The sequence below is a fragment of the Synechococcus sp. PCC 7336 genome, from assembly GCF_000332275.1.
Lineage (GTDB): Bacteria > Cyanobacteriota > Cyanobacteriia > Thermostichales > PCC-7336 > PCC-7336.
The window spans coordinates 2189795-2215649 of record NZ_CM001776.1; the positions used below are offsets into that span (position 1 = coordinate 2189795).

Annotated in this window: 22 protein-coding genes; 7 read left to right on the plus strand and 15 right to left on the minus strand. The window is 54.9% G+C overall.

Features of this window, described 5'->3' with window-relative positions:
• The first annotated feature begins 56 nt into the window (after positions 1 to 56).
• Both SYN7336_RS27920 and SYN7336_RS10485 read left to right on the plus strand, forming a co-directional pair.
• On the plus strand, positions 57 to 629 hold the full coding sequence (locus tag SYN7336_RS27920; RefSeq protein ID WP_017325893.1) for a hypothetical protein: 573 nt from the start codon (positions 57 to 59) through the stop codon (positions 627 to 629).
• An 82-nt stretch (positions 630 to 711) separates the two neighbouring features.
• The gene (locus tag SYN7336_RS10485) at positions 712 to 1134 is read left to right on the plus strand and encodes a hypothetical protein (RefSeq protein ID WP_026100880.1); all 423 of its coding nucleotides are present in this window, start codon (positions 712 to 714) and stop codon (positions 1132 to 1134) included.
• On the opposite strand, the gene SYN7336_RS10490 is transcribed toward SYN7336_RS10485, so the two are convergent.
• From SYN7336_RS10490 to SYN7336_RS10505, 4 genes are all read right to left on the minus strand, one after another.
• Entirely contained in the window at positions 1115 to 3088 is a 1974-nt protein-coding gene (locus tag SYN7336_RS10490) for a transglycosylase domain-containing protein (protein ID WP_017325895.1), read from the minus strand. The genes SYN7336_RS10485 and SYN7336_RS10490 overlap by 20 nt on opposite strands.
• A gap of 111 nt (positions 3089 to 3199) precedes the next feature.
• Positions 3200 to 3988, minus strand: a complete 789-nt coding sequence (locus SYN7336_RS27925) for a J domain-containing protein (RefSeq protein ID WP_026100881.1) — start codon at positions 3986 to 3988, stop codon at positions 3200 to 3202.
• Between the two features lie 228 nt (positions 3989 to 4216).
• Positions 4217 to 4444, minus strand: a complete 228-nt coding sequence (locus SYN7336_RS10500; RefSeq protein WP_017325896.1) for a hypothetical protein — start codon at positions 4442 to 4444, stop codon at positions 4217 to 4219.
• A 26-nt stretch (positions 4445 to 4470) separates the two neighbouring features.
• Complete coding sequence (locus SYN7336_RS10505) at positions 4471 to 5994, minus strand: phosphomannomutase/phosphoglucomutase (protein ID WP_026100882.1); 1524 nt, start codon at positions 5992 to 5994, stop codon at positions 4471 to 4473.
• A 196-nt stretch (positions 5995 to 6190) separates the two neighbouring features.
• On the opposite strand from SYN7336_RS10505, the gene SYN7336_RS10515 reads away from it, so the two are divergent.
• The gene (locus SYN7336_RS10515) at positions 6191 to 6691 is read left to right on the plus strand and encodes a cyclopropane-fatty-acyl-phospholipid synthase family protein (RefSeq protein WP_017325899.1); all 501 of its coding nucleotides are present in this window, start codon (positions 6191 to 6193) and stop codon (positions 6689 to 6691) included.
• Here the strand turns inward: SYN7336_RS10515 and SYN7336_RS10520 are convergent.
• The 4 genes from SYN7336_RS10520 to bchI form a co-directional block, all read right to left on the minus strand.
• The gene (locus SYN7336_RS10520; RefSeq protein WP_017325900.1) at positions 6688 to 8322 is read right to left on the minus strand and encodes a CTP synthase; all 1635 of its coding nucleotides are present in this window, start codon (positions 8320 to 8322) and stop codon (positions 6688 to 6690) included. The two genes, SYN7336_RS10515 and SYN7336_RS10520, sit on opposite strands and share 4 nt — an antisense overlap.
• Positions 8323 to 8446: 124 nt before the next feature.
• Entirely contained in the window at positions 8447 to 9613 is a 1167-nt protein-coding gene (locus tag SYN7336_RS10525; RefSeq protein WP_017325901.1) for an LptF/LptG family permease, read from the minus strand.
• A gap of 57 nt (positions 9614 to 9670) precedes the next feature.
• Positions 9671 to 10150 carry a flavin reductase family protein gene (locus SYN7336_RS10530; RefSeq protein ID WP_026100883.1) on the minus strand — a complete coding sequence of 160 codons (480 nt, stop codon included), beginning with the start codon at positions 10148 to 10150 and terminating at the stop codon, positions 9671 to 9673.
• Between the two features lie 94 nt (positions 10151 to 10244).
• The gene (gene bchI, locus SYN7336_RS10535; RefSeq protein ID WP_017325903.1) at positions 10245 to 11342 is read right to left on the minus strand and encodes a magnesium chelatase ATPase subunit I; all 1098 of its coding nucleotides are present in this window, start codon (positions 11340 to 11342) and stop codon (positions 10245 to 10247) included.
• 269 nt (positions 11343 to 11611) lie between these two features.
• Between bchI and SYN7336_RS27930 the strand changes: the two genes are divergently transcribed.
• From SYN7336_RS27930 to SYN7336_RS25390, 3 genes are all read left to right on the plus strand, one after another.
• On the plus strand, positions 11612 to 11983 hold the full coding sequence (locus SYN7336_RS27930; protein WP_017325904.1) for a hypothetical protein: 372 nt from the start codon (positions 11612 to 11614) through the stop codon (positions 11981 to 11983).
• 175 nt (positions 11984 to 12158) lie between these two features.
• Entirely contained in the window at positions 12159 to 13847 is a 1689-nt protein-coding gene (locus SYN7336_RS25385; protein WP_017325905.1) for an ATP-binding protein, read from the plus strand.
• Positions 13844 to 15403, plus strand: coding sequence for a glycosyltransferase family 39 protein (locus SYN7336_RS25390; RefSeq protein ID WP_017325906.1), 1560 nt, complete (start codon positions 13844 to 13846; stop codon positions 15401 to 15403). Before SYN7336_RS25385 ends, SYN7336_RS25390 begins: the two co-directional genes overlap by 4 nt.
• A gap of 13 nt (positions 15404 to 15416) precedes the next feature.
• Here the strand turns inward: SYN7336_RS25390 and SYN7336_RS10560 are convergent, their stop codons facing one another.
• From SYN7336_RS10560 to SYN7336_RS30795, 7 genes are all read right to left on the minus strand, one after another.
• Positions 15417 to 16694, minus strand: coding sequence for a competence/damage-inducible protein A (locus tag SYN7336_RS10560; protein WP_017325907.1), 1278 nt, complete (start codon positions 16692 to 16694; stop codon positions 15417 to 15419).
• An 863-nt stretch (positions 16695 to 17557) separates the two neighbouring features.
• Positions 17558 to 17800 (minus strand): hypothetical protein, encoded by a 243-nt coding sequence (locus SYN7336_RS10565; protein WP_038025889.1) that lies wholly within the window; start codon positions 17798 to 17800, stop codon positions 17558 to 17560.
• A 198-nt stretch (positions 17801 to 17998) separates the two neighbouring features.
• Entirely contained in the window at positions 17999 to 18799 is an 801-nt protein-coding gene (fetB, locus tag SYN7336_RS10570; protein WP_017325909.1) for an iron export ABC transporter permease subunit FetB, read from the minus strand.
• Positions 18800 to 18809: 10 nt separating this feature from the next.
• Positions 18810 to 19451 carry an ATP-binding cassette domain-containing protein gene (locus SYN7336_RS10575; protein ID WP_038026873.1) on the minus strand — a complete coding sequence of 214 codons (642 nt, stop codon included), beginning with the start codon at positions 19449 to 19451 and terminating at the stop codon, positions 18810 to 18812.
• A 272-nt stretch (positions 19452 to 19723) separates the two neighbouring features.
• A complete protein-coding gene (locus SYN7336_RS10580) occupies positions 19724 to 22924 on the minus strand; it encodes an efflux RND transporter permease subunit (RefSeq protein WP_017325911.1) in 3201 nt (1066 codons plus the stop codon).
• A 39-nt stretch (positions 22925 to 22963) separates the two neighbouring features.
• On the minus strand, positions 22964 to 24304 hold the full coding sequence (locus SYN7336_RS10585) for an efflux RND transporter periplasmic adaptor subunit (RefSeq protein ID WP_038025891.1): 1341 nt from the start codon (positions 24302 to 24304) through the stop codon (positions 22964 to 22966).
• Between the two features lie 472 nt (positions 24305 to 24776).
• Positions 24777 to 24962 carry a hypothetical protein gene (locus SYN7336_RS30795; protein WP_156820111.1) on the minus strand — a complete coding sequence of 62 codons (186 nt, stop codon included), beginning with the start codon at positions 24960 to 24962 and terminating at the stop codon, positions 24777 to 24779.
• A gap of 135 nt (positions 24963 to 25097) precedes the next feature.
• Between SYN7336_RS30795 and SYN7336_RS10595 the strand changes: the two genes are divergently transcribed.
• A complete protein-coding gene (locus SYN7336_RS10595) occupies positions 25098 to 25766 on the plus strand; it encodes a Uma2 family endonuclease (protein WP_017325914.1) in 669 nt (222 codons plus the stop codon).
• Positions 25767 to 25855 lie beyond the last annotated feature (89 nt).

The following is a 25855-nucleotide window of genomic DNA, read 5'->3' on the forward strand; positions in this document are numbered from 1 at the left end:
ACAGCCTTCCCCCGAGCGACGCGACTCCGATTGCAGATACTCTTTCACCCACCCACATGTCATTCAGTTGCAACCGAGTTCTGGCACTGTTGCTGGGCTGTCTTGCCATCAGTCACGCGGGAGCGTTCCCGATCGCCGTCCGGGCACAAGCGACGATCGAGCCTACGCAAGCCGAGCGCGAGGGGCAAGGGGCGATCGAGTCGGCGGTGACTGAAATTTTGGAGCGGGAAGCAGCGGAAGCGGCGGCGATCGACGCTGAGGGGCAGGAACCCCCACCCACCGCTGCCGAGTCTGACGAAACCGCAGCGATCTCGATCAAAGAAGGATTGCTGCGGGTGGGCAACCGGACGCCATTTCCGCTGCGGGTTGTGGTGCTCGCGCGCAATGTGCCGGAGAACCCCAGCAATATCCCAGCCCATTGGGACTTTGCGCCTGGAGAAGGGGGCAGTGAGGGGCTGACGTTGAGTTTGAAGGAAAAAGAACCGCTCGTGGTGGGACCGGGGGATATCATTGTGGCCTTCACCATTGACGGTTCGCGGCGATATTGGGGGCCGAATGTGGTGGACGAGACGATCGCCCCGTTTTGGAACAGCAGCGATCGCAGTTGGACGATGATTTTGCAGCCTTGAACGGGTGATGCAATCTGGCTCGATATTGGCGGGGATGCATCAGACTGACAAGGGGAATTGGAGCAAGTGCTGGGAGAGGGCAGTGGAACGCGGATTGCTGTGGCTGCCATTGTTGGCGGCATTTATTGCCTTAACAGTTTTGGGTTGGCGTTCTTATCGCCAGGTGGAACTCTACCGAGAGTGGGCGACACAGTTCGATACAGCCAAATACGATCCGCTCGCAGTGGCGGGACTGAAGGGCCACACTTTGACCTGGGGGAAGCCCAGCCTGCAGGGAGTGCAGGCGGTTCAGTCGCTTGAATTGACAGAGGTGGAGAGCTTGCAACTGCTGGTGGACGGTCGGCCGATCGCCCTCCCCCCAGACTCGCTCCCGCCCGGTAAAGACATTCAGATCGAGTTACTGCCCCAGCAAGCGAGCATCCCGTTTACGGACGCGACGCTGGCGATCGCCTGGTGCCGCAAACTTGCCCACATCCTCTCAACCGCTAGCGCAACTCGGGGCTAGTTTGATTGCGAGACGCGGGCCGCGTGAATTGATAAGCGGGGGGAAACTCTTCTACCGGAACATCCGCCAGGGCTGCATCCATAAATTGCTTCCAAATGGGAGCGACATAGCCGCCGCCAGTGGTGCCGTGGGCCATCGGCGAATTGTTATCGTTCCCAATCCACACCGCTGTCGAGAGCTGCGGCGTAAAACCCACAAACCAGGCATCTCTAAAGTCGGAGGTGGTGCCGGTTTTCCCAGCCAAAGGCCGCCCATCTTCCAGCCGAGCCGCCACCCCCGTTCCTCGCAGCGTCACCCCCTGCAAAATCTCCACCAAACTGGCTACCGCCCACGGATCGAGCGTGCGTTCGGTGTCCGGTTGAGCCGTTTCGATAATGTTTCCCTGAGTGTCAATCACCTGCAGGATTAAGCTGGGCTCGATGCGCACGCCCCCATTGGCAAAGGTGGCATAGGCACTGGCCATTTCCAGCGGCGTGATATCGGCAGCTCCCAAAGCCAGCGAGAGGTTGGGCTGCATCGCCTGCTGAATGCCCGCCGCTCGGGCTGACTCAATCACATCAGAGACCCCCACTGCATTGGCCAGCTTGACCGCTGGCACATTGCGGGAGAGCTCCAAGGCCCGCTGTAGCGTGAGCGTCCCCATAAAGCGGCTGTCGTAATTGCGGGGGCTGTAGGTGCGACCGGGACCGTCGGGATAAGTAATGGGAGAATCGTTCAACAGACTGGTCAGGCTGTATCGACCGGAGGCCAAGGCTGTGTAATACACAAACGGCTTGAAGGCCGAACCGGGTTGGCGAATGGCTTGAATGGAGCGGTTGAACTGTCCCCGCTCGGCGTTGACTCCCCCCACCATTGCCTTGATAAATCCCGTGCGCGGATCGACGGCAACCAATGCCAGTTGATTCGCTTGGCGGTTGTACTGCTGCAGGAAGGCAGCCCCATCATTCACGGCCTGTTGAGCCTCTCGCTGCAGGTCTAGATCGATTGTGGCCTGTACCCGAAAGCCTCCTCGCAGCAAGGCATCGCGACCGAATCGGTCGATCAACTCAGCCTCGATCGCGTCGGCGATCGCCGGAGCACTGGCTTGAAACGAGGTAATCTGCCCCAACGTCAATTCCTGTTGGGCGGCAGCTAGGGCGGTATCCGCATCGATCCATTCCAACTCCACCATCCGCTGTAACACCGTCTCCTGTCGCCGCTTGGCTGCCTCGAAATTTCGAAATGGGCTGAGCTGTTCGGGAGCTTGCAACAGCCCCGCCAGCATGGCTGACTCTGCTAAATTGAGCTCGGATGCTTCTTTGTCGAAATAGCTTTCTGCCGCTGTTTCAATGCCGTAGAGATTGTGACCCCAATACACTTGATTGAGGTACATCTCCAGAATTTCGTTTTTATCAAACACCTGCTCCACCCGCACCGCCAGTACGGCTTCAGCCGCTTTGCGGCTAATCGTGCGATCGGGCGTCAAAAACAGATTTTTGACCAGTTGCATGGTGAGGGTAGAGCCGCCGCCAGCAGACCCCAAGCCCCCTTGGACGCTACCCAAAAAGGCTCGACCGATGCGGACGGGGTTAATGCCGCTATGCAGGTAAAAGTGGCTGTCTTCGATCGCCAGCAGCGACAGCTTCATTTCGTTGGAAATTGCTTCTAGGGGAACCAGTTGGCGGTTGGCTTCGCCGTGTAGAGAGGCAATCAGGGTGCCGTTGATATCGACGATGGTAGTGGTTTCGTTGGGAACGTAGTATCTCAAGCTTTGGACTTCGGGCAGATTGCGAAAACTGACCGCTAGGCCGATGAGAGTGCCCGAAACGACGGTCACCCCCAAAACCAGCACTCCCAGAGAGACGTTGTTGATGCCACTCAAGACGAGGCCCGCCCAATTGCGTTGTCGGGGGCGTGGGGGTGGGGGCTCGGCAGATCGCGATCGCTGCGGGTAGGGTTGTGGAGTACTGGCCACGCTGCAGTCCTAGAAACTGGGGCTATTATAGGCGCTGGCTTGTGGGACTGGCAGGGGCTTATCCGCCAAACTGTTGTGGAACGACTTTACCCAGGTCTGGCGATCTGAGCACTATGAAACCCCTAACTCTTTGCGGTTGATATCGGCCCGCTCTAAGTCCTGTCGAATCACTGCTACGAGGTCGGGGTTGTGGGCGGTGGCGGTTTTGAGGGCTTCGTACAGGTATATCTCGGCGAGATCGTATTGCTTGTAATACAGCATTTCGTTGCCCCGCAAGTGGTAGGCCTTGACAAACAGCCGTTGTGCTTGGAAGCGCTTGGGATAATGGGCCACCAACTGCTCCGCCAATTCGCTCGCGAGGGCGTATTTGTGCTGCAGTAATGCCTGTTGCACTGCCCGAGCCCCCTGCTCGTAGCTTTCGATCGCAGGCGTTTGTCGCGGCGGCGGTGGTGCGGGGCGAGGTTTTTGAGGCGGTCGCTCGGCTGCTTGCGCTCCAGTTCCGTGCCCTCTCTGGCGTTGCGAGCCTGCCTTCGCGGAGCCATTGCCATTGCTGCGATATCCGCTTGCTGCAGCGCGAGGGGTAGCCGTAGGGGACTGGGCCGGTTTGGGCTTGACGGCTGCCGGTTTGGGCGGGGCGGGGGTTGGCTTGACCTGGCGCTGGGGGGGACGGTAGGGAATTGCGGTGCGAGGCGATCGCCCCAAACCCAAGCTCAGATCGTATTTGCGCCGCTCGTTAGCATCGCTGAGGATTTCGTAGGCGGCCTGAATTTGACGGAAGCGATCGTTTCCGTCCGAGCCCGCCACATCGGGATGGCACTGCCGCACCAACCGACGGTAGCCCCGTTTGATCTCCTCGGGTGTGGCCTCTGGAGAAATAGCCAGGATTTGGTAGAGGTTCATAGCAGCCTGTGCAGTATGGCTACCCGGATGCCCGTGCCAGCAAGCTGGACGGGTGTTTTACGATTGTTGCATCTCAAGTGAGGGAGGCTGGAGGGATTACATCACTTTTACAGATTTTGGCACACTCAGTCACTCAGCTCGCTCAGTCCTCATTTCCTCAATCGATGTCAGTACTGTGGCGGCCAAGAAAATCCGCTGGCATAGCTGCCTTAGAGTAATTGGATATAGTCACTGGCCTCCTCCCTGCTCTCCCTCTAACTGCGCAATCCCGAGCTTGAACCTGATAGTGTCCTTCTCCATGTGATAGCCATAGAACCAGGAAAAGCGCTGTTCGTGCTTCTCGCTAAGTTCCAGCAGCGCGTCAATGCGAGCCTTTTGCTTTATCTGGCTCTCTTGTCGCTCCCGCTGTACCGAGAGGATGCCTTCGATAGCTTGCTGTATTTGTTCGGGGGTCATGGCTGTCTATCCAGAAGTAAAAGAATCTATTGCAATGGCGACAGATCGAGTTCGTCAAAGGACTTGAGAAATTCCAGTAGACGGCTGGCAATTTTGGCAACGCCGCCCGTAACATTCGACTCAATATTTAAAGGCATGACTGGATCGTGCAGGGATAAGCGCAATAAAAACCATCCACCCTCCTGAGGCGATCGACAAGAGACCCGCACTCCTTCATAATTGGGACTCGCAATCTCCCAGTCATCCCGATCTGACGCAAAGGCTTCGAGCTTTTCTATTACCCCATTGCCATAGGTCTTAAAATCTTCAACCCCCAGTCCGAGGCGAAATTCTCTACTCTCTTCTGGTTCTTTCAAATTCGCAATCAGATCGGTCAAAGATTCCCCCTTTAAGGCTGATTTGGCTAACTCGATTAATAAAATCGTCACCAAATAAGCGCCATCATCCAGAAAGTAATTCTCTTTCATGGCTCCATGACCGGAGGTCTCGATCGCCAACCAAGACTCTCGACCTTCATTATTCAGGCGAATAGACTCATTAATAACATTCTTATAGCCGCGTTTAAATCGATGGTGAACGCCATTTAAATCCCCCTCGATAAACTGAGATAATCCTTCAGAGGTAATGGAATCCGTCACAATCGTCGAGCCCGGATGCTCTCGCAAGACGATCGCAGAAACCAAGGCGATCGGCCGGTTGCGGTTGAGTTCTCTGCCCGAGCGATCGACGGCGGCTCCGCGATCGACATCGGTATCGAAAATAATGCCGAAATCTGCGCCATGCTCGATGACCGCCTGACAAATTGAAGCCATTGCCTGCTTGTTTTCAGGATTGGGAACGTGATTGGGAAATTTGCCATCGGGATCTAAAAACTGACTGCCAGTCGTGTCGGCCCCTAAAGGCGCTAGCACTTTATCGGCGTAGAACCCTCCTGCGCCATTCCCCGCATCGACAATAATCTTGAGCCCTTGCAAGGGGCGATCGAAATGGTCGGGATGACTGACCCCCTGCCGGACCTCAGCCACCAGTTCATCCGCATAGACGGAGATAAAGTCGCGTTGTTCGAGGCTGCCCGGTTCTGCTGAGTCTGCAAAATTGCGATTCTCAGCCAACGCCAAAATGTCAGAAATATCCTGTTTGTCCAATCCCCCTCGGGCCGTGAAAAACTTCATGCCGTTGCGATTGAAGGGCAAGTGACTGGCCGTCACCATCATTGCCCCGTCGCAGTCGAAGCCAGGGGTGACAGTACTCTTAAACATGGCGGGGGTCGAAGCCATACCGAAATCAAACACTCGACAACCCGCAGCAGTCATGCCCTCCATCGCCGCTTTGGCTAATTCCGGTCCCGACAGGCGACTGTCGCGCCCAACTGAAAGGGTTAAGTCTGTCGCAGGTTTCTCCAGCTTTTGAGAGAGCCAAGCAACAAACGCTCTGCCCAGCACTCGCACAACTTCAGGTGTCAGGTTGACAGCCTCTCCAGGAATCCCCTCCAGGGCAACTCCCCGTATATCCGAACCATTCTGTAGCTTCTTCCAGTTAAAATCGTGCATGGCGAAGATCGGGCGGTAAGAGTTTGCGATCGCATGGTAATCCGGGACACTGCCCCCAGAGAGTTCCAATGCTGCCTTTCAGCATAATCGCCATCAAAACTTAGATCGATTGCAACTGGGCCTGCCGTTCCCAAACAACACCAGCACCCCAAACAACACCAGCACCCCAAACAACACCAGTATCGGAGCTGACCGAATGCCAGCCAAAGGATTTCGCCCCCAGCCCAGAAAACCCACCCGCCTCGCCCCTTACGTGCGCACAATGCCCGTCGTCATCTCTGCCATGCTGGATCTCGCTCGGGTAACGGCTGAAGATGTGGTGTACGACCTCGGCTGCGGCGACGGACGCATTGTGCTGGCTGCCGCTCGACAATACGGAGCTGCGGGAGTCGGCGTAGACATCGATCGCGATTGCATTCGCATCGCTCGCGATCGCGCCCGAGAGCTCGGCCTAGGCGATCGCGTCCAGTTCCTCCAGCAGGATCTGATGGCCCTCGACCTCTCCCCTGCCACCGTTGTGACCTTATACCTGCTACCGCGATCGAATTTGGCCCTGCGAGATAAATTAAGGGCCGAACTCCAAGCCGGCACTCGCATTCTCAGTCATTCTTTCGACATGGGGAATTGGGAACCGGAGGCGACTGCCAGCGCTGCGGATGCCATCAATACCTATCCCATTTACCTGTGGCGGGTTTAAACACTCACCTCGGCGGGCTCGCGCTCTAACTGCCGTTGGCGCCCTAGCGCAGCTTTGAGGAAGCCTAGAAATAAGGGATGGGGTCGGCGGGGGCGCGATCGGAACTCGGGGTGAAACTGGCAGGCAATAAAGAAGGGATGCTCGGGATATTCGATGATTTCCACGAGACGGTTGTCGAGAGAGGTGCCGCTGACTCTGTAGCCAGAATCGGTCAGCAGATCGCGGTAAGCATTATTAAATTCATAGCGATGGCGGTGTCGCTCCGACACCACCGCCTCTCCGTAGAGCTGCTGGGCGAGCGACCCTGGGGTTAAGCGGCAGGGATAGAGGCCCAGGCGCATCGTGCCCCCCAGATCGATCACATCTGCTTGCTCGGGCAGCAAGCTAATGACGGGGTTGGGGGTGTCGGGATCGAACTCAGAGCTATTGGCTCGCTCTAGCGCAGCCAGATTCAGGCCCCACTCAATTACGGCACATTGCATGCCCAAACACAGTCCCAGAAAGGGCAGTTGGCGCTCGCGAGCGTAGCGAATCGCATCCACCTTACCCTCGATGCCCCGGGTACCAAATCCACCGGGCACGATCGCCCCGTCAACCCGAGAGAGATAGCGTTCGGGACCGTAGGCCGATACGTCTTCGGCAGAGATCCAGTCGATTTGCACGTTGCAGTTGAGTTCTAGGGCTGCGTGGTTGAGGGCTTCGGCCACAGATAGATAGGCATCCGAGAGGCGCACGTATTTGCCCACCAGAGCAATGCGAAGCTGATGTTGTGGGTTGCGCAGGCGTTCGACTAGAGAACCCCAAGAGTTTAAATCGGGCGATCGCTGGTTCATGCCCAACCGTCCCAAAACCTGTGTGGCCAGCCCTTCTTTTTCTAAGGTTAAGGGCACATCGTAAATACTGGGAGCGTCGATCGCCGGAATCACCGCCTCGAACGGCACGTCGCAAAACTCGGAAATCTTAGTCTTGATGCCGGGGTGTAGGGGGCGATCGCAGCGACAAATCAGCAGATCGGGTTGAATGCCGATGGAGCGCAATTCTTTGACTGAATGCTGCGTGGGCTTGGTTTTCATTTCCCCAGCCGTCTCGATCATGGGCACTAGGGTGACGTGAACGAACATCGCATTCTCGCGTCCGACATCCTTGCGAAACTGCCGAATGGCTTCCATAAACGGCAGAGATTCGATATCGCCCACCGTGCCCCCCACTTCCACAAGCACCACGTCGGGATTGGTGTTGAGGGCCACCCGCTGGATGCGCTCCTTAATTTCATTCGTGATGTGAGGGATCACCTGTACGGTACCGCCGCGATAGTCCCCCCGCCGCTCTTTATTCAAAACTGCTTGGTAAATCGCTCCGGTGGTGACGTTATTGAGCTTCGACATGTTGGTGTCGGTGAAGCGCTCGTAGTGCCCTAGGTCGAGATCGGTTTCGGCCCCATCGTCGGTGACAAAGACTTCGCCGTGCTGGTAGGGGCTCATTGTACCGGGATCGACGTTGATGTAGGGGTCGAGCTTGAGAATCGAAACCGAGTAGTTGCGGGCTTTGAGCAGAGTGCCCAAGCTGGATGCCACAATCCCTTTGCCAATACTGGAAACCACTCCCCCCGTAATAAAGATAAATTTCGCCATTGCAACCCTCCTGCCCGCCTAAAATCGCTAATTCCCGCTCAACTCGCCAATTATAGAAGCGCATCCCATCTCGTGCTAGGGGAACTGAACGCGAGCGCCCCCGAGTGAGTTCTAGTCAGCCCCCTCAAGCTCGCGCAACGCGGTAGAGCAATCCAGCTCCCACCACCATTCCCATCCCGTTGGGCAGCCAAGCCGCTGCAATGGGGGCGATCGTACCTGCTTGCCCCAATCCCTGAGAGATGGAGAGAAGCGCGTAATAGCCAAAGATAACCAGAATGCTGAGCCCAAAGCCGAGGGCAGAGCTGGTGCGCTGCAGCCTCATACCCAGAGGAGTGCCGATAAAGGCAAACACCAAACAGGCAAACGGAATCGAATACTTGAGCTGTAAAACCAGCCTCAGTCTCTTGACCCGCCGAGGTTGCCCCGCCGCCTGCTGCAGTTGAATCTGGTCTTGCAATTCGGGAATGGTCATCTCGTCAGAGCTCCGACTGAAGCCCAGGTCTAGAGGAGCGCGGGGCAAATCTACGAGGCGCTGCTCGAAGGGCAGAATATCGCGGTAAGTTCCATCGGAATTGAGGATGTAGAGAGTTCCGTTGGTGAACAGCCACGCCCCATCGGTGTCCTGCCAGGAGCCCTCCTGGGCCACTACAATCTGGCGAGAGTCGGTTTGGGAAAAGTCGAGAACGGTGATGCCCCGCATCAGATCGCCATCAAACCGACGGGCGTAAAACATGCGGTTGAGCCCTTCCTCATCTGCTCCGACGTTTTGGGTGCGATCGCCAAATTCTTGGTAAAGAATATTGTTGCTGCGAATGCGTCGGTGTTGCCCGAGCACCGTTGCGAGCAGTTCCTCCGCCTGATGGTTGGCTTGAGGGACAATGGCCTCGTTAAACAGGAAGGTCAAGCCAGTCACAACGATTCCGAGGGCGATCGCGGGGGCTAGCAGTCGATGGGGGCTAACGCCGCAACTGCGCAGAGCAGTGAGTTCGCTGTCTCCAGATAGGCGATTGTAGGACATCAAAGTAGACAAGAGCATCGCCATGGGAAAGGTCAAGACAATAATGCTCGGAGCCTGCAAGAAGTAGAGATGTAAGGCAACCGGAATGGGCATGCCCTTGTCGCCCACCAGCCGAATGATTTCGAATAGAGACCCGATCGCCGTTCCGACTGAGGTAAAGGCAACGACGCCAAACAAAAAGGGCAACAACATTTCGGCCAGCACGTAGCGATCGAGCAGGCCGAAGTTGAGTCCGATGGGGAAAGCGCGGTGGAAAGAATTGCGTGCAATCACAGTGGAAACGGGTAGGGTGAGGTCTGCAGCAGCAGAGCGAGGTATCGTCTTAACGATCTAGCCGCCGTAATTCCAACCGGTCGATTCCAGCAATAACGGATCGCCATCGCGGTGAACGCCAGACGCGATGACCTCTCCTAGAAACACCGTATGGTCCCCCTGAGGCAAAGACCCCACCACCTTGCACTCCACATAACCGAGCGCATCGGAAATAATGGGACATCCCGTCTCGCCAAGATAAAACTCGACATCGTCAAACCGATTGCCATTGCGCTTGAGCGGTTGGAAAAACTTTTGGGCTACATCCTTCTGCCCCACTTCCAAAACACTGAGGGCAAAGACCCCACTTGACTCAACCATGCCGTGAGAGCGGTTATCCTGCCGCACCGCATTCACAAGCATTGGCGGCTTGAAAGAAGTCTGCATCACCCAACTGGCCGTATAGCCATTGACCTCTTCCTCTTGCTTTACCCCACAGATATACAGTCCGTGGGGAATCTTCCGAAGCATTGTCTTCTTGGCTTGTTCGTCCAACACAGCAGCTACTCCCAGCACTAAATGGCCTTCTCTCACGCTACCAAATCGCGATCGCAAACCGCTGACCGCAAAAATATAGATCGCCCGCAAACTGTCAGTCGTCGTCGACGTCCGAGCTCACTTTAAAGATTTCGCCAAACACCTTCCGCACTTTGTAGCCCGAATCAATGGATTCTAGTGGATCTTTGCGCAAGCGGTGCCGCAAACACAGCACAATCACGCGACGGATATCGTCCACCTCCACCTCAGTGCGCCCTTCCCAAGCCGCCAGTGCCTTTGCCGCCCGATTCGTGACAATATCCCCCCGCAATCCATCCACATCGAGCTCGGAACAGACTTCCGAAATCTTGAGACGCAGCTCGCGGTCGATCGTCACCCTCGGCAGCAGCTTGCGGGCCTCCTCCAGAGTCTTGCGAATTTCCTGCTGCTGGATTTCATACTCCAGCAAAAATTCTTCCGGTGCTGCATCGAATTGAGTTCGCTGCTCCACAATCTGAACGCGGAGGTCGGGCTGGCGCACGGTGTGAATTTCGGCGTGCATGCCAAACCGGTCTAATAACTGAGGCCGCAATTCCCCCTCTTCGGGGTTGCCGGAGCCCACCAACACGAAGCTGGCGGGGTGGCGGATCGAAATGCCTTCCCGCTCGACGGTGTTCCAACCGGATGCCGCCGAGTCGAGCAGGACATCCACGAGGTGGTCGTCTAACAGATTGACCTCGTCTACGTACAAAATGCCGCGATTGGCCTTGGCCAACAAACCGGGTTCGAAAGCTTTTACCCCTTCAGACAGGGCTTTCTCAATGTCAATCGTGCCGCAGACGCGGTCTTCAGTTGCCCCCAATGGCAAGTCCACCATCGGTACCTGCTTGTGGGCGACCGTTACCTCTTTGCCTGCTTCCACCCGCCCCCAAGCCTCGTCACTCATCAATTCCCGCTGCGAGGGATGGCTGTTAAACGGATCGTCGGCAATCACTTCAATTTCGGGCAGCAGGTCGGCCAAGGCGCGAATGGTGGTGGATTTTCCCGTACCGCGATCGCCCATGATCATGACGCCGCCCACTTTGGGATCGATCGTATTTAGGATCAGGGCCAGCTTCATTTCCTCTTGGCCCACGATCGCCGTAAACGGAAACACGGGACGCTTCTTAGTTTTGACGGCAGTGGGACGGTCTGGAGCAACAGTAGGGGGCATTATCAAAGCGATGTATCTTCAACGCTCTTATTATGGCTCCCAACGGTCCGTCTCCCTCACCGCCGCGCCAAATCCATGGGGCTAGCTAAATATCTTCTAGAGCTCGATCGTTGGGACCCCACCCCCTTCAACCCAGTACTCTGCACTGACAGCCCCATTAAACCTTAAGAGATCTTTGCGGTTTACCCGGATGGGTCTCAATTGGGGTGCAATAAATGTTTAGAAGAATGAATAAAAATAAATTTTAATTTCAGTTTATGGGGCTAACCATGAATGTAAAGGCGTCCAAACCTTTGCTAGTTGTTGAAGATAGTGATGAAGATTTTTATGCCTTGCAGCGGGCAATACAGCGGGTTTGCGATCGCCCGAACATCTATCGCGGCACGGATGGCGATCGGGCCCTCGATTTTATCTACGGACTCGATTTTATCTACGGAGAAGTCAACTACATTACTCTCCAAAAGAGAGCTCTTCGTCCTTCGGCAATCTTGCTCGATCTAATACTCCTCCACCCCTGCCCCCCGATCGAACCTTGCTTCAACCCGCGCTCTGATGCTGTCGGGATTGACCCACTCAGACTCTCCGATTGCCCTTTTGGAGGTATTGCCCGTATCGAAAAAAAAGATTTTAGATTATCTTAAGAAACATACAAAAACCTCGCTCTCAGGCGCTTCAAAGTTAATTTCGTTGCAAAGTTGAGTTTGCAGTCAGAGGAGGATGGGCTCGTTCTATGCTAATTCGTCACCGCTTAGATGGGTATTCAGTGAAATGATCTCCTCCGCCAGAACGCCTCGGCATTGGGTTTCTGAAGCTAGAGTGTCCCACACATCCGAGCTCAAATCCTTGCTAATTGTGGATGACTGTGAAGAGGACCGAGCCACCTATCGCCACTTTTTATCCAAAGCCCCCCGCGATAACTATCAAATTGTCGAGGTGGACTGCGCTGAGGACGGTCTGGAGTTATGTCGCCAGCAGCAGTTCGACCTTCTATTGCTCGACTTTCGCTTGCCCGAGGTCGACGGTTTGGAGTTTTTGCTCGAACTGCAGAAACAGCGGTTGCCAATGCCCCCGACGATTATGTTGACAGCCTACGGCGACGAAGATGTGGCCGTCAAAGCGATGAAAAGCGGGGCCTGCGATTATCTCGTCAAGGGGGATCTCAGGGCGGATGTCCTGCAATTAGCTGCTCGCAATGCGATCGAGCGGGCAGAACTGCAACAACAACTGGAGAAGAGCCGCGAGCAGCAGCGATTAATTGCCACCACAGCTTTACGCATCCGTCAATCTCTCGACCTCGAACAGATTTTGAATACGGCGGTGGTGGAGGTGCGACAGCTCTTGCAATGCGATCGCGCCATTATCTGTCAATTGGATGGCGATGGCAGCAGTACGACAGTAGTGGCGGAATCGGTTGAGTTTGGCTGGAAAGCCATGTTGGGGTGCAATCTGCATCGGCTGAGCTGGCCCATCGGCAATATGGGCGAGGGAAGCGAGGGCTGGCACGAGATTAGCAATATGAGCGCAGTCCCCCTAACAGTGGCAGATCGCCAGCTATTGGAACAATTTCAGGTGCAGGCTCGCCTCGCCGTGCCCATTCTCTCGATCGCTCCAGACGCTCCCAGCACTAAGAAACTATGGGGATTTTCGATCGCCCATCACTGCTCCAGTCCGCGCCAGTGGCTGTCGAACGAGGTGGAGACCGCGAGCGAGCTATCGGTACAGTTGGCGATCGCCATCCAACAAGCGGAATTACTCAGCCAAACTAAGGCGGCTTTAGCAAAAGAAAAGGGGTTGAATGCCTTTAAATCAAAGATTATCGAAACCGTCTCCCACGAATACCGCACGCCACTGACGGGCATTTTGACGGCGGCTTCCACCCTCGAACAGCATGGCAAGCGTTTGGATGGCGCCATGCGCCAGCGCTGTTTGCAAATCATCGCAGAGCGGGCCAGGCACCTGTCCTATTTAGTGGACGATATGCTGTTCGCCAGTCAGTCTCGAATAGAAGACGTACCCTATCAGCCCTGCTTGCTGGATGCGGAGCATTTCTTTGCCGAGTTAATTGCCGATCGCAAAGTGGCATCCAATAGCAGCTACGAAATTGTCTTCCGTCAGACGGGCGATGCCTCCGGGTTTTTTGGCGATCGCCACATCTTGCGCCAAGTGTTTGGCAATTTGCTCTCCAATGCCATCAAATATTCCCCCGATGGCGGTCTCATCGCAATCCAATTGGTGGGAGAAGGCGATCGCATTCAGATTGACATCTCGGATGAAGGCATCGGCATTCCCCAGTGCGATTTGGAGGTTTTATTCCAGTCATTTCGACGGGGTAGCAATGTCGGGACGATTTCGGGCACGGGTTTGGGACTGGCGATCGTCAAGTCTTGCGTAGAGCGACACAACGGCCAGATCGCGATCGAAAGCCAAGAGGGACAAGGCACTCGCGTATCGGTAGCGTTACCCAAGCAGAGGCAGGAACTCGATGTAGTGGATTTAGCCTCTTGAAGTGTAATGGGGGCGATCGCCTTTGGCTAGCCATCTTGACGGTGGCGGCAGTGGTGCTGTGGTTCGCGGCGCTTGGAGATGTGCCGTTGCGGGATTGGGATGAGGGCACTCGGGCACTCGTGGCCAGAGAGATGCTGCAAACGGGCAGTTGGTGGTTTCCCAGGCTGCACGGTCAGCCCTATATGCTCAAGCCTCCTCTGATGGATTGGCTGGTGGCGCTCAGCTATCGAACATTGGGCATCAGCGAATTCACCTCTCGCTTGCCTGGAGCGCTGCTGTCAGCATTGGGAGTCCCCCTCCTCTACGGGTTGGGGCGGTCGGTGTTTCAGCGACGCGATCGCGCCCTGCTGTCGGCAGCAACCTATCTCACCCTGCTGCCGGTGGTGCGTCACGGACGCTTGCTCATGCTCGATGGTGCAGCGATTTCGGGCTTCCTCATCCTGCTGGGGTGTATGGCCCGAGCGCAGCGGCACGAGCGTTGGGCGATCGGCATTGGGCTGGGCTTGGCTGGGATTGTTTTCATGAAAGGACTGCTAGCGGTGCCGCTGGCGGCGATCGCGATCGCGTGGGCCATTTGGCAGCAACAGACCGCACTTGCAACCAACCGCTGGTTTTGGCTGGGGATCGGACTGGGCCTGTTGCCGGTCTTAGGTTGGTATGGATCTCAACTATGGCACTACGGGCTCGACTTCGCGCAGGTTCATTTTGGAGCACAGGGATTCGATCGCCTGACCGGCACGGTTGAAAGCCACAGCGGCCCCCCTTGGTATTACCTGCTGGAATTACTCAAATACGGCTGGCCCTGGCTGTTGTTTTGGCCGAGTGGATTGTGGCTGGCTTGGCGGGAACGGCAGCAGACTTGGGGCTCGCTGGTGTTGTTAGGGACGGTCTTGTATTTGGGGATTATCTCCGCAATGGGCACGAAGCTGCCCTGGTATATCATGCCGATTTATCCGTTTTTTGCGCTGGCGGTGGGGGCGCGGTTAGGAGATTTTTGGCAGCATCGGCGGGCCTATCCGCGAAGGTTGGCGATCGCCTTTTGGGTCCTAGCCTTAGCTGGGCTGGGGGGCACGGTGTATTTCGCGATCTCGGGAAGTTGGCGGGAGTGGCTGTTGCCTTTAATGGGGGCAATGTCGAGCCTGACGTTCTGGATGGCGGGATGCTTGCTGTGGCTAAATCGCCGTCGGTTTGTACCGGTGTTGATAACGGGGATTTATGCCGTATTGGGGATCTTGATGCTATCGGATGTGTGGCTGTGGGAGTTGAACGAGGCGTTTGACGTGCGGCCAGTGGCTGCAATGGTGCGGCAGCATATGGATGCGGGAACGGCGATCTATACGTCGTTTGCCTACAGTCGCCCATCCTTAGATTTCTATTGCAATTGCAAGATTATTGCTGCCAATGCGGAGGTGCTGCAACAGCAGTGGCCGACCCACCCCCTGCTGCTCGATCGCGCTGCGCTAGAGGCGTTGGAGTTACCCGAGCCAGTGGTGCTAGGAACAAGTGCAGGATTTTCTTTGGTTGTACCCAGGCTGATTGCCAATGCAGCAGAGTGAGAGGGCGATCGCTTTACCCCAAGCGATCTAATAAAGCCCTGCGCAAGCGATCGATCGCAGTCTGAGTCGTCAGCCAACGAACCCAATCCCGACCCCGCTTGGCCGCAAATTGGTGCTCCGAAACCGTTACCTTGCCCTCTGGGTCTGCCAGCCCGATAAACACTAATCCCACCGGCTTCTCTGCCGAACCCCCTCCCGGTCCGGCAATTCCCGTCACGCTCACCCCCCAATCTGCCTGCAACAACTCCCGCCCCCCCAATGCCATCTGACGCGCCACCCTTTCACTCACCGCTCCACAGGCGAGCAAATCCGCTTCAGACACCTGCAACAACTGCTGTTTGACGCGATTGTCGTAGGACTCCACTCCCCCCACAAAATAGTGAGAACTACCGGGAACGGTCGTCAATTGCTGGCCGATCCACCCACCAGTACAGGATTCTGCCACCGCAACCGTCTGTCCGGCTCGTTCGAGCAATTGACCCGTCACAGAAGCCAAAGTATCGTCGTCACTGCCGTAACTATCTCGTCCCGCGATCGCCCTGACCTTCTCGGCCACAGGCTCGACCATCGCCACCGCCGCTGCCTCATTAGCGGCTTTGCCCGTAATCCGAATGCGCACTTCCCCGTTGCCTGCATAGGGGGCCACGGTGGGGTTATTGAGCTCGAATAAACTGCCTAACTTTTCCGCCAAGCCCGACTCGGAAATTCCCCAATGGCGCAGGACTTTGCTGTGGAATATTTGCTGGCCCCACCCTTTGGATTTTAGGTAAGGGACTGCGGTTTCGGACCACATCGCCTGCATTTCGCGGGAGACGCCTGGAAAGGTTAGCAGGGTGAAGTTGGGGGCAGCTTCCCAGATAATACCGGGGGCGGAGCCGACGGGGTTGGATAGGATTTGAGCTCCTTGGGGCAATTGGGCTTGGCGGCGATTGTTGGGGGGCATGACCAGTCCCCGTTGAGTGAAGTAGGCTTCGATTCTTGCTGTAATCTCGGGGCGATCGGCGAGGGGGGTGTTGAAGTAGCTGGCGATCGCGCTATGGGTCAAGTCGTCTGGGGTAGGGCCGAGGCCGCCTGTAGTAATGACAATGCTGCTGCGGGTTTGGGCTAACTGCAGAGTTTGGTGAATGCGATCGACGTTGTCGCCCACAACGGTTTGAAAGTGGTGGGGGATGCCCAATTCGGCTAGGTGTCGAGCTAGATAGCGGGCATTACTGTTGAGGATTTCGCCCAATAGCAGCTCGGTGCCAATGCAAATGATTTCAGCGCTGGCGCGATCGTTGGGGTTGACCATAGGTGGGGAGAGGTGAGTGTTCCGCCGTTTAGCTTAGCAAGGGGAGCCAATACTTGTTCGCCGGAATAGAGAATAGTAGCCTCAAGGCGATCCTACTCCACTAGATAACTAGCTCGCATCTAATCGACATCTCGATTCACTCTATATAGTCTACCAATATGACTCTGCCAGAAAGCTTAAATCGAGGCGAGGTTGAATGGCAAGGTTAGTCCGCAACCAACAAACTCGAATTCATCTCTTAGGAACATTTGTCTGTCTGCTCCAACAAAATATTAGATTTCATTTTAGTTGAAGTAGGATTGTTATCGCGAGTAATTCTAATCAGAAACCGTAAAGCTTCGTTGACAGCAGTGGAATCAGGGAATATCTCTGAAACATCAGGCTCTAAGCGAATGGTTATCCCACCAAAGCTCTTTCTTTCAGGATCTAGCCTTGCTAATGCTTAAACTTTTTAACCGTATCCATGTTGAAACCTAGAGCTTTCAGGCGTTGCACTCAGCCCCCTAAATCCCCCACTGGTGGGGGACTTGTTAGAGGCTATTGGCTTCGTTCTACAACTTTAAATGACCGCGATTCGCTGGTTCGTCTTCCCCGTCTCCAAACCCCAGCTAGCACTGTCGTCAAGTCCCCCAGAATGGGGGATTTAGGGGGCTAATGCAGTGAGGGAAAGCGCTAGTAAGAAGAACTCAAAACTACGGGTTTTAAACTCGACTCAGTTCATATGTAACCATCGTCAAGTTATTAGTTAGAGCAATTGCAGCAATCTGTAAATCATAAGCACCAATTAGTTCGATCTCGAACCGTAATTAAACGACCATTCAAATAAGCTGCACAAACGTTGGTGCCCAGTAAATAACGCATACCTAGTCAAAAGCCCCAGCCAAATCATTATCAGAAGCCTCTGAAATACCTCGATCGTCAAGGATAATCGGATCGTCCGCGCAGATCCCATAGAACTGTTCTAACGAGGGGGCGATCTCCGTTGACGTCTGAATCGGCTGATAAATTACCACCACTTCTACCTCCCGCTCGATAAACCCAACTGGGACTTCTAGATGGAGGATGCCATCTTGCCCCACATGCTGACGTATCCTAACGCTCTCCATGCTCGATTGCTCCATGTTGACAAATTGATTTCCTCACCTAATTCTTGCAAAATGCCCTTCAACTCTGCCACGGCAGCTTCCAGTCCCCCATTGCCTCCTGGGAAAGGACTGCAGGTTTAGGTAGCTCTCCGTTTTCTGCTTTGCTGTTGTATTTGAGTATTCTTTCCTCTCGGACGCTATAGCAGTTGATACTCGCTTTCAGGCAGCCTCGCTCAACCGATCCAGGCAAAGTTGATGGCGATCGTTCAACAGCGAACGGTAAGCCAGTAGCGTGACTCCGAGTGCGCCGAGGGCCGTCGCAGAGGCGATCGCAAATACGATCGCGATTTGATAGCGGACCGCATCCACTGGGGTTGCCCCCGCTAGAATCTGGCCGGTCATCATCCCCGGCAGACTGACAACACCCATGACCATCATGCTGTTCATCAGAGGAATTGTAGCGGTGCGCAAGCTCTCTCGAATCAAGCTGTGGGCGGCTTCCCATCTCGTTGCGCCCAGTGCCAACTTAGCCTCGACCAGATCTCGCTGACTGGCCACTCCCTCCATAAAGCGATCGAGGGCGAGGGAAATGCTGTTGAGCGTATTGCCCAGCACCATCCCCAATAAAGGAACGAAATATTGCGGATCGAACCAGGGATCGACCTGAATGACCCCTAGAAGCATGAAGCCAGTGACAATCCCTGCAGAACCTATTACTGAGACGAGGCTATCCCAATAAATGCCTGGAAAGCGGCGGCGGGTGCGATTCACTGCTGAAATGCCAGCCAATGTGGCCATGAGCAAGCCCACAGCTAAAACTGGGTACGGGGTGTCGAGAGCGAAAATCGCACCCAGGGCCAATCCCAACAGGAGTAACTGCACCGTCATTCGCACGGAAGCGACGATAAAGTTTTGGGTGAGACCGAGTCGCAACCCAATGGATAGGCCCAAGTTGGCGAGGATGGCTAGAGAGGCTAGGGCAACTTGCCCGTAGCCGATCTGGAGATAGGCGTCTGGCATAGTATCGGGCCTATAAACGAATTTGGCGGGTGGTGACTCGCTCCAACTGCAATGGGTTGTGGCTGGTCCAAAGACAGGCTCGGTTATTGCCCTTATCGATCCAAGAGGCGATCGCCGCTTCGATCGCTGTAGCTGCCTTTTCATCGAGAGACGCGGTGGGTTCGTCTAACAGCAGCACCGTGGGCTGGAGCATCACAGCCCGCAGGAAAGCAACAATTTGACGCTCTCCACCCGAAAGGTGGCTGGTTTGCTTGACTAAGAATGCCTTGTCGCGATCCAATATTTCCAGGAGGTTCGAGACTGCTGCCCGGTCGTACTGCTTATGGCGATGGACGCGCAGACTCAAGGGCTCGCGGATTGCCTCTTCAACGGAAGCTTCTGGCAGGGCAGGGCGCTGAGGCAAATACATGACCTGGGCTCGATACTGGGGCATCTCCCACTCTGACAACTCGCGATCGCGAAAGCGGATATTGCCCTGTTGCAGCGGTGCGAGGGCGGAGAGCGTGCGCAGTAGAACTGTTTTACCCGAACCTGAAGGACCGATCAGTGCGACGCGATCGCCAGACTTCATGGAGAAGCTGAGATTTTGCCACAGCCACTGGGATTTGACTTTGTGGGAGAGATTATTGGCTTCAAGTATCGCTGAGGACATCAATCGGAGCTTGTCTTGCGTCAGGTTCACTTCGAGTTCGAACTTGACAATCGCGATGGAGTCATAGTGAGGACCTAAGAAGAAATGTGAGCCTCGTCTCGAGGCAGCAATTCTCTAGATCGCCATCGATTGGGCAACGATTGCGAAATCCTCTGCAATTCTGCCATAGTGGCTACTTCCAGTTTCCCTATCCTCTCCAGATCGAGAACTGCGATTCCGATCGCTCCCCGCAACGCAGCAATGGTTTCAAGCTTTTTGTCAGCTCGTCGGTGTTACTTCCTAGAGCTCTGCAAGGTAGTCTCTGTCTGCAAGGTAGCCTCTGCAGGATTGTGGGGTTCGTGCAGCGGCGAGAGATCTTTGCAACCGTCCTTGAGGCGGCATAGCAGAGTGGCAATCACGATATAGAGAATCGGGACGATTAATAAACTCAACACCGTCGCGAAAATCATGCCGCCAAACACCGCTGTTCCCAACGACTGCCGGCTAGCCGACCCCGCACCGGTGGCGATCGCGAGCGGAAAAATCCCCAACAGCGTCGATACTGCCGTCATGATAATAGGACGCAAACGCTGCTGAGACGCTTCCACTGCAGCCTTGACAATTGGCATACCTTGTTCCCGTAACTGATTGGCAAACTCCACAATTAAGATGGAGTTTTTACTGGCCAAACCAATCAGCATCACCAAGCCCACTTGGCAGTAAACATCGTTGGCAATGCCCCGCAGAGAAATGGCCGAGAGTGCCCCCAATATTGCCAGCGGTACAGCCAGCAAAATGATAAAGGGATCGACAAAATTTTCGTATTGGGCCGCCAGCACTAGAAAGACTAAGAGAATGCCCAAGCCAAAAATAAGCGGGGCTTGACCGCCAGACTCTAACTCTTCTAGAGAAATGCCGGACCATTCGAAATCGAAGTTTCTGGGCAACACCTCTGCCGCCACCCGCTCCATCGCGGCGATCGCCTGACCCGAGCTGTAACCTGGGGCGGCGACGCCGTTAATTTCAATGGAACGGAACAGATTGTAGTGATTAATGGTTTGAGGCCCGATAATGCGCTCCACATTGACCAGATTGCCCAGTGGAACCATCTCGTCCAGATCGGAGCGCACGTAGAGCTGATTCAGATCTTCGGGATTGGAACGGAACTGGCGATCGGCTTGAACGTAGACGCGGTAGTTGCGACCGAAGGCATTGAAGTCATTCACGTAGCGAGAGCCTAAATAGATCTGCAGCGTGTTGAGAACTTCGTCCACCGGCACCTGCAGCGCTTTGGCTCGATTGCGATCGATATCCACCAATAGTTGAGGGGAATTGGCGGTATAGGTGCTGATGGCAGCTTGCAGTTCCGGCTGCTCGTTGGCTTGGGCCACCAACTCGTCTCGATATTGGACTAAAGTTTCAATCGGGTTGTTGCCGCGATCCTGCAGGTGGAATACAAAGCCTCCCACATTGCCCAAACCCTGAATGGCAGGAGGATTAATGGCAAACACCCTTCCCTCCAAAATTTGCGAGAGGGGTTCGAAGACCTTGGCGAGAAATGCTTGGGCCGATTGGTTGGGGTCTGTCCGCTCGCTCCAGGGGATAAAAGGAACGAAGCTCAGAGCACTGTTGGCCGTATTCCCCGTAAAACCAAACCCACCCAGAGAAAACGTTCCGGCTACCTCGGGGTATTGCAGCAGCTCGTCTTCGAGGCGATCGATCGCCCCTTCGGTATATTGCAGCGACGCACCGTCGGGAGCCTGTACGATGCTGACCACATATCCCTGATCTTCCTCAGGCAGAAAAGCTGTCGGGACCTGCTGATAAAACCATAGGGTCACAACCAGCGTGCCGATAAATAAACAGACGATCGCTGTTTTAAACCCCGTCAGACGACTCAATGCCGTGCGATAGCTGCGTCGGGTGGCATCAATACCGCGATTGAGAACCCCAAACACTCGACCGAGCCATCCCCCCGGCTGCTGCCCCGGTCGCAACAGTAATGCAGATAGAGCCGGGGTCAAGCTGAGGGCGTTGAAGGTGGAGATAACAATGGAAAAGGCAATGGTGAGAGCGAATTGTCGATAGAGCTGCCCGGTGGTGCCGGGGAAGAAGGCCACTGGCACAAACACGGCTAACAGTACGAGGGAGGTGGCAATGACCGCACTGGTTAGCTCTCGCATGGCCTCGATCGCCGCTAAATGAGGCTTCATTCCCTGTTCTTGCACTTTCGCAGCAATGTCTTCCACCACCACGATCGCATCGTCCACCACCATCCCCGTCGCCAGAGTCAAGCCGAATAGAGTCAAGCTATTGATGGAAAAATCGAACAGCTTAATAAAGGCAAACGTGCCGATCAGCGAAATGGGAATCACGATCGCCGGTACGATCGTCGCGCGCCAGTTTTGCAGAAACAGGAACAGGACCAGAACGACTAAGCAAATGGCTTGAATGAGAGTTCTCACCACCTCTTTACGAGACTCCACCACAAACAGGGTGGGGTCGTAGGGAATTTCGTAGGTCAGACTGGGGGGAAAGTCTTCTGCCAACTCGGCCATTTTGGCTTTTAAAGCTTGGGCCACAGCCAACGCATTACTGCCCGGAGACTGCAAGATCTCGTAGCCGATCGCCCCTCGACCGCTGTATTGGGCAAACGTGTTGTAGTCTTCTGCTCCGAGCTCTGCATGCCCCACATCCGAGAGCTTAATCAAAGCACCGTCGTCACCAGCAGCTAGAACGATGTCTTCAAACTCGGACACATTCCTGAGACGCCCCACTGCTCGAATCGGCAATTGATACTGCAAGCCCGCTTCTGCAGGAGGCTGTCCGATCCGTCCGGCCCCCACCTGAATATTTTGTTCTTCTAGCGCATCCACAACGTCTTGGGCCGAAAGACGGCGACTGGCCATGCGATTGGGGTCCAGCCACAGCCGCATAGCGTAGCGGCGCTCGCCATAGGGACGAATTTGCGAGACGCCATTGAGGCGATTCAACTCGTCGAGCACGTACAGGTCGGCGTAGTTGCTAATAAAGTTCTCGTCGTAGAGCCCTTCTTCTTCACTGAAAATCGCCATCCCCGCGACTGTTCCCCCCGACTGCTTGGTAATGGACACCCCCGTTTGCTGCACATCTGCAGGTAACTGCGGTTCGGCCAGTGTCACCCGATTGAGTACGTCCACAGCAGCGATATCGATGTCGTACCCTTGGTCGAAGGTCACCGTAATTGTGCTGGTGCCATCTTCAGAGCTAATGGAGGACATGTAGCGCATGCCCTCCACCCCGTTGATTTCCCGCTCCAAGATGGTGGTAACCGTTTCTTCGACAACGTTGGCGTTGGCACCGATGTAGGTGGCAGAAACCACCACCTGCGGCGGGCTGATATTGGGATATTGCTCGACGGGCAGTGTGGGGATGCTGACCAACCCTGCCAGCAGAACAATGATGGAGCAGACAATTGTGAGGACGGGTCGGCGGATAAAGGTTTCAACAAACATGTCGATCTACTGCTGACAGGTGGTGAGGAGAGGGAAGGATTAGTGGATGTTGGCAAAGGCTGTTTCTGTTGCTGCATCCGCTTGGGGGGCGACGATCGCGCCATCCGTTAGATTCAGCAAACCGGAGGTGACAATGGTTTCTCCAGGCTGCAAGCCTTCGGAAACTTCGTAAAAATTGCCTTGCAGACTGCCCAACTGAATGGGTCGTTGAACGGCGATCTGCTGCAGACCGGCCGATTCCAAAGATTCTGTCTCTTCTACAACGAAGACAAAGGCTTGCCCCCCCAGAAACGAGATGGCCGAGGTGGGAACCAACAGTCCCGGAGCTTCCGACCAAATCACGTTGGCCGTCACAAACTGCTCGTCACGCAGTAGCCCATCGGGATTGGGGAAACTGGCTTTCGCCAACACAATTTGAGTGTTGGTATCCACCCGAGGAGACACAAAGCTAATGGCTCCAGTCACCAGTAGTTCAGTTTCGGACGGCAACACCAATTCGACAGGCAAGCCCACCTGCAGCCTTCTGGCTCGTTCGATGGGGATGGCCAACCGCAATTCCAGCCGTTCGTTTTGGGTGATGGCGGTCAGGATATCGTCGCTATCGATATAGTCGCCAATCTCGACTGAAATATCTCCCACGATGCCATCAATGGGGGCCTGTACGATGAAGTCAGATAAATCTTTGCGCGCTACGTCAACATCCGCGCGAGCTTCGGCAATGGCCGCATTCGCTTGTTCTAGAGCAGCTCGGGCCGCCGCGATTCGCTTCTCGGCAGCATTGAACGCTGCCATCGCCGCATCGCGATCGCGCCGGACGCGGTCGAGGTCTTGCAGCGACAGAGCCCCTTCCTCGACCAGTGCCTCCGCACGACGAAACTCGGCTTCTTGCAGCTCCACTTCAGCCGTTTCGCGATCGCGATCGGCTTGGGCTGCTAACAACTGAGCGCTGGCACTATTTTGCGCAGCCCTCGCCACTTCCACAGTGGCTAGCGCTCCATTCACTCGGGCTTGGGGACGAATGGAACCTAACTGGACGATGGGGGTGCCAACCGTAACGCGATCGCCTTCCCGCACCAAAATATCTAATACTCGTCCCTCTGCTTCGGGCCTCAAGGCTACGCGATTGACAGCTTCTAGAGATCCGACAAACTCAGAGCTGAGGGTGACTGTACTGGGTTCAATCGACTGCACCCCCACAGTCAGAGCGGGGGCTTCTTCAACCGCCTGCAGGGCTGTATCGCGATCGAACCAGCGCCAGCCGATGAAACCACCGCCAGCAGCCAAGACGATCGCCGCCAAGAGCCAAGGCATCTTGCGTTGGGACGATGCAGCTCTAGGCGCATGTTGCTGGGATAGTTGTTGTCGCGTTGAATCGTCCATGAAAGTCACCTTATGGAAACAACCCAGTTAGTAGTTAAACACATATTTAACCATTAAAGTATGCCTGTTAAGGAGAAGGATTCATCTCCATGAGAAAAAACTGATACGACTGACAGGCATTGTAGTGTAAATAAGATAGCGAGGGCTTTCCTCGATACCCCTGTCGAAAAGATAAACCGACTAGTCAGTATATATTTCAGGCAACCTGCATGGTAGCGATGATGTACTGGAGATGTCAATCGCAAGCTCGGTCAGACTTGTTGATTTGCAGCCCCAAGAGATTCGGTCATACATGAATTTCAGGTATAACGATCTCGTGACAATAGTTCTGGAATCTCGTGACAATAGTTCTGGAGAAGGGTAGAGGATAAAACCCTTACTCTGTCTCGAGATTTTTGACTTTGACGTTAGGTTTATATATCTTAAACTAATGTTATATTCCAACTGGGTTTGCTGGTTTACATTCTTTACATTAGTTTGCAGTCTGTTTTGGGATCGGTCGTTCGATCGGTGTTCGAGTTGGAGGTTGAAGTTTAGAAGGGGACAGCGTTACGATCGCGGAATTAAAATGTCCAATCGATAAGCCTCGGGCGATCGCCAAGCCAATGCCTCGGTTGCCACCCGTCACCAATGCCCGCTTGCTGTATTTGAGTGCCATCGTTTTACCTCCCGATCGCGGTCGATTGGCTGAATGGGTTGGCGAATATTGTCCAGAGCTCTGCAAGTCTTGAGGACGCTATGATTGAGCTTAGCTGAGATCGCCAAACAAATTGGACTTGCGGGGTGTCGAGCGATGACGCTCTCCTTGGAGAAATCTAGCCAACCCTCCTCCCTACGCCAGCAGCACGATGCAACTTGGCAAGACTATGCCGCAGTGCGGGATAGCTCGGAGATAGATTGGCGTAAAATTGCCTTCAACCAAGGTTGGTTGTGGGTCGATATGGGGACAGAAGGGCCGAACCATGCTTCTTTTAGCGATCTGTTGACCATGATTTTTGGGTTTTGGGTGTTTTTACATCCCAAGCCCGTGCTGCAATCTTTTGGTCGTTGCCTCATTGAAAAGCCGGAAACACAAGCCTGCGCGCCAGACTTGGTGCTTTACAAAGGTGAAAATATCCCCAAGTGGCAACCTGGCGAGCCGCGCCGGATCGTTCTAAACCGCCATCGCCTGCCCGATTTGGTTGGAGAAATTGCCGATACGACGCTGAGTCTGGATCTTGACGAACAAAAGCAGCTCTACGCCAGTTTGGGAATTGCCGAATATTGGGTTGTTGATGTGAAAGGAGTGCGGCTGTTTGCGTTCGGTTTGACGGCAGCAGGTGTGTATGAATCCATTCAGGTTTCGCAGGTTTTGGAAGGTCTGGAGATCGCATTGGTCGAACAAACTCTGGAACGATTGTCGGAAGAAACAAACACGGCAGCAGCCAATTGGTTGATGCAGCAGTTGCAAACTGTGAATTGAGACATTGGGCGATCGCCCTTTCCATCGGGACTGACTTGTAGCCGCCATCGTTTTCCTTACCTCCCGATCGCGATCGACTGGATGAATGG

Excerpts from the sequence above, each read along its gene's own strand:
- SYN7336_RS27920 (WP_017325893.1), top strand. The coding sequence starts at position 57 with ATGTCATTCAGTTGCAACCGAGTTCTGGCACTGTTGCTGGGCTGTCTT.
- SYN7336_RS27925 (WP_026100881.1), bottom strand. The coding sequence starts at position 3,988 with ATGAACCTCTACCAAATCCTGGCTATTTCTCCAGAGGCCACACCCGAG.
- SYN7336_RS10500 (WP_017325896.1), bottom strand. The coding sequence starts at position 4,444 with ATGACCCCCGAACAAATACAGCAAGCTATCGAAGGCATCCTCTCGGTA.
- SYN7336_RS10505 (WP_026100882.1), bottom strand. The coding sequence starts at position 5,994 with ATGCACGATTTTAACTGGAAGAAGCTACAGAATGGTTCGGATATACGG.
- SYN7336_RS10515 (WP_017325899.1), top strand. The coding sequence starts at position 6,191 with ATGCCAGCCAAAGGATTTCGCCCCCAGCCCAGAAAACCCACCCGCCTC.
- SYN7336_RS10520 (WP_017325900.1), bottom strand. The coding sequence starts at position 8,322 with ATGGCGAAATTTATCTTTATTACGGGGGGAGTGGTTTCCAGTATTGGC.
- bchI (WP_017325903.1), bottom strand. The coding sequence starts at position 11,342 with ATGCCCCCTACTGTTGCTCCAGACCGTCCCACTGCCGTCAAAACTAAG.
- SYN7336_RS27930 (WP_017325904.1), top strand. The coding sequence starts at position 11,612 with ATGAATGTAAAGGCGTCCAAACCTTTGCTAGTTGTTGAAGATAGTGAT.
- SYN7336_RS10560 (WP_017325907.1), bottom strand. The coding sequence starts at position 16,694 with ATGGTCAACCCCAACGATCGCGCCAGCGCTGAAATCATTTGCATTGGC.
- SYN7336_RS10565 (WP_038025889.1), bottom strand. The coding sequence starts at position 17,800 with ATGGAGAGCGTTAGGATACGTCAGCATGTGGGGCAAGATGGCATCCTC.
- fetB (WP_017325909.1), bottom strand. The coding sequence starts at position 18,799 with ATGCCAGACGCCTATCTCCAGATCGGCTACGGGCAAGTTGCCCTAGCC.
- SYN7336_RS10575 (WP_038026873.1), bottom strand. The coding sequence starts at position 19,451 with ATGTCCTCAGCGATACTTGAAGCCAATAATCTCTCCCACAAAGTCAAA.
- SYN7336_RS10580 (WP_017325911.1), bottom strand. The coding sequence starts at position 22,924 with ATGTTTGTTGAAACCTTTATCCGCCGACCCGTCCTCACAATTGTCTGC.
- SYN7336_RS10585 (WP_038025891.1), bottom strand. The coding sequence starts at position 24,304 with ATGGACGATTCAACGCGACAACAACTATCCCAGCAACATGCGCCTAGA.
- SYN7336_RS30795 (WP_156820111.1), bottom strand. The coding sequence starts at position 24,962 with ATGGCACTCAAATACAGCAAGCGGGCATTGGTGACGGGTGGCAACCGA.
- SYN7336_RS10595 (WP_017325914.1), top strand. The coding sequence starts at position 25,098 with ATGACGCTCTCCTTGGAGAAATCTAGCCAACCCTCCTCCCTACGCCAG.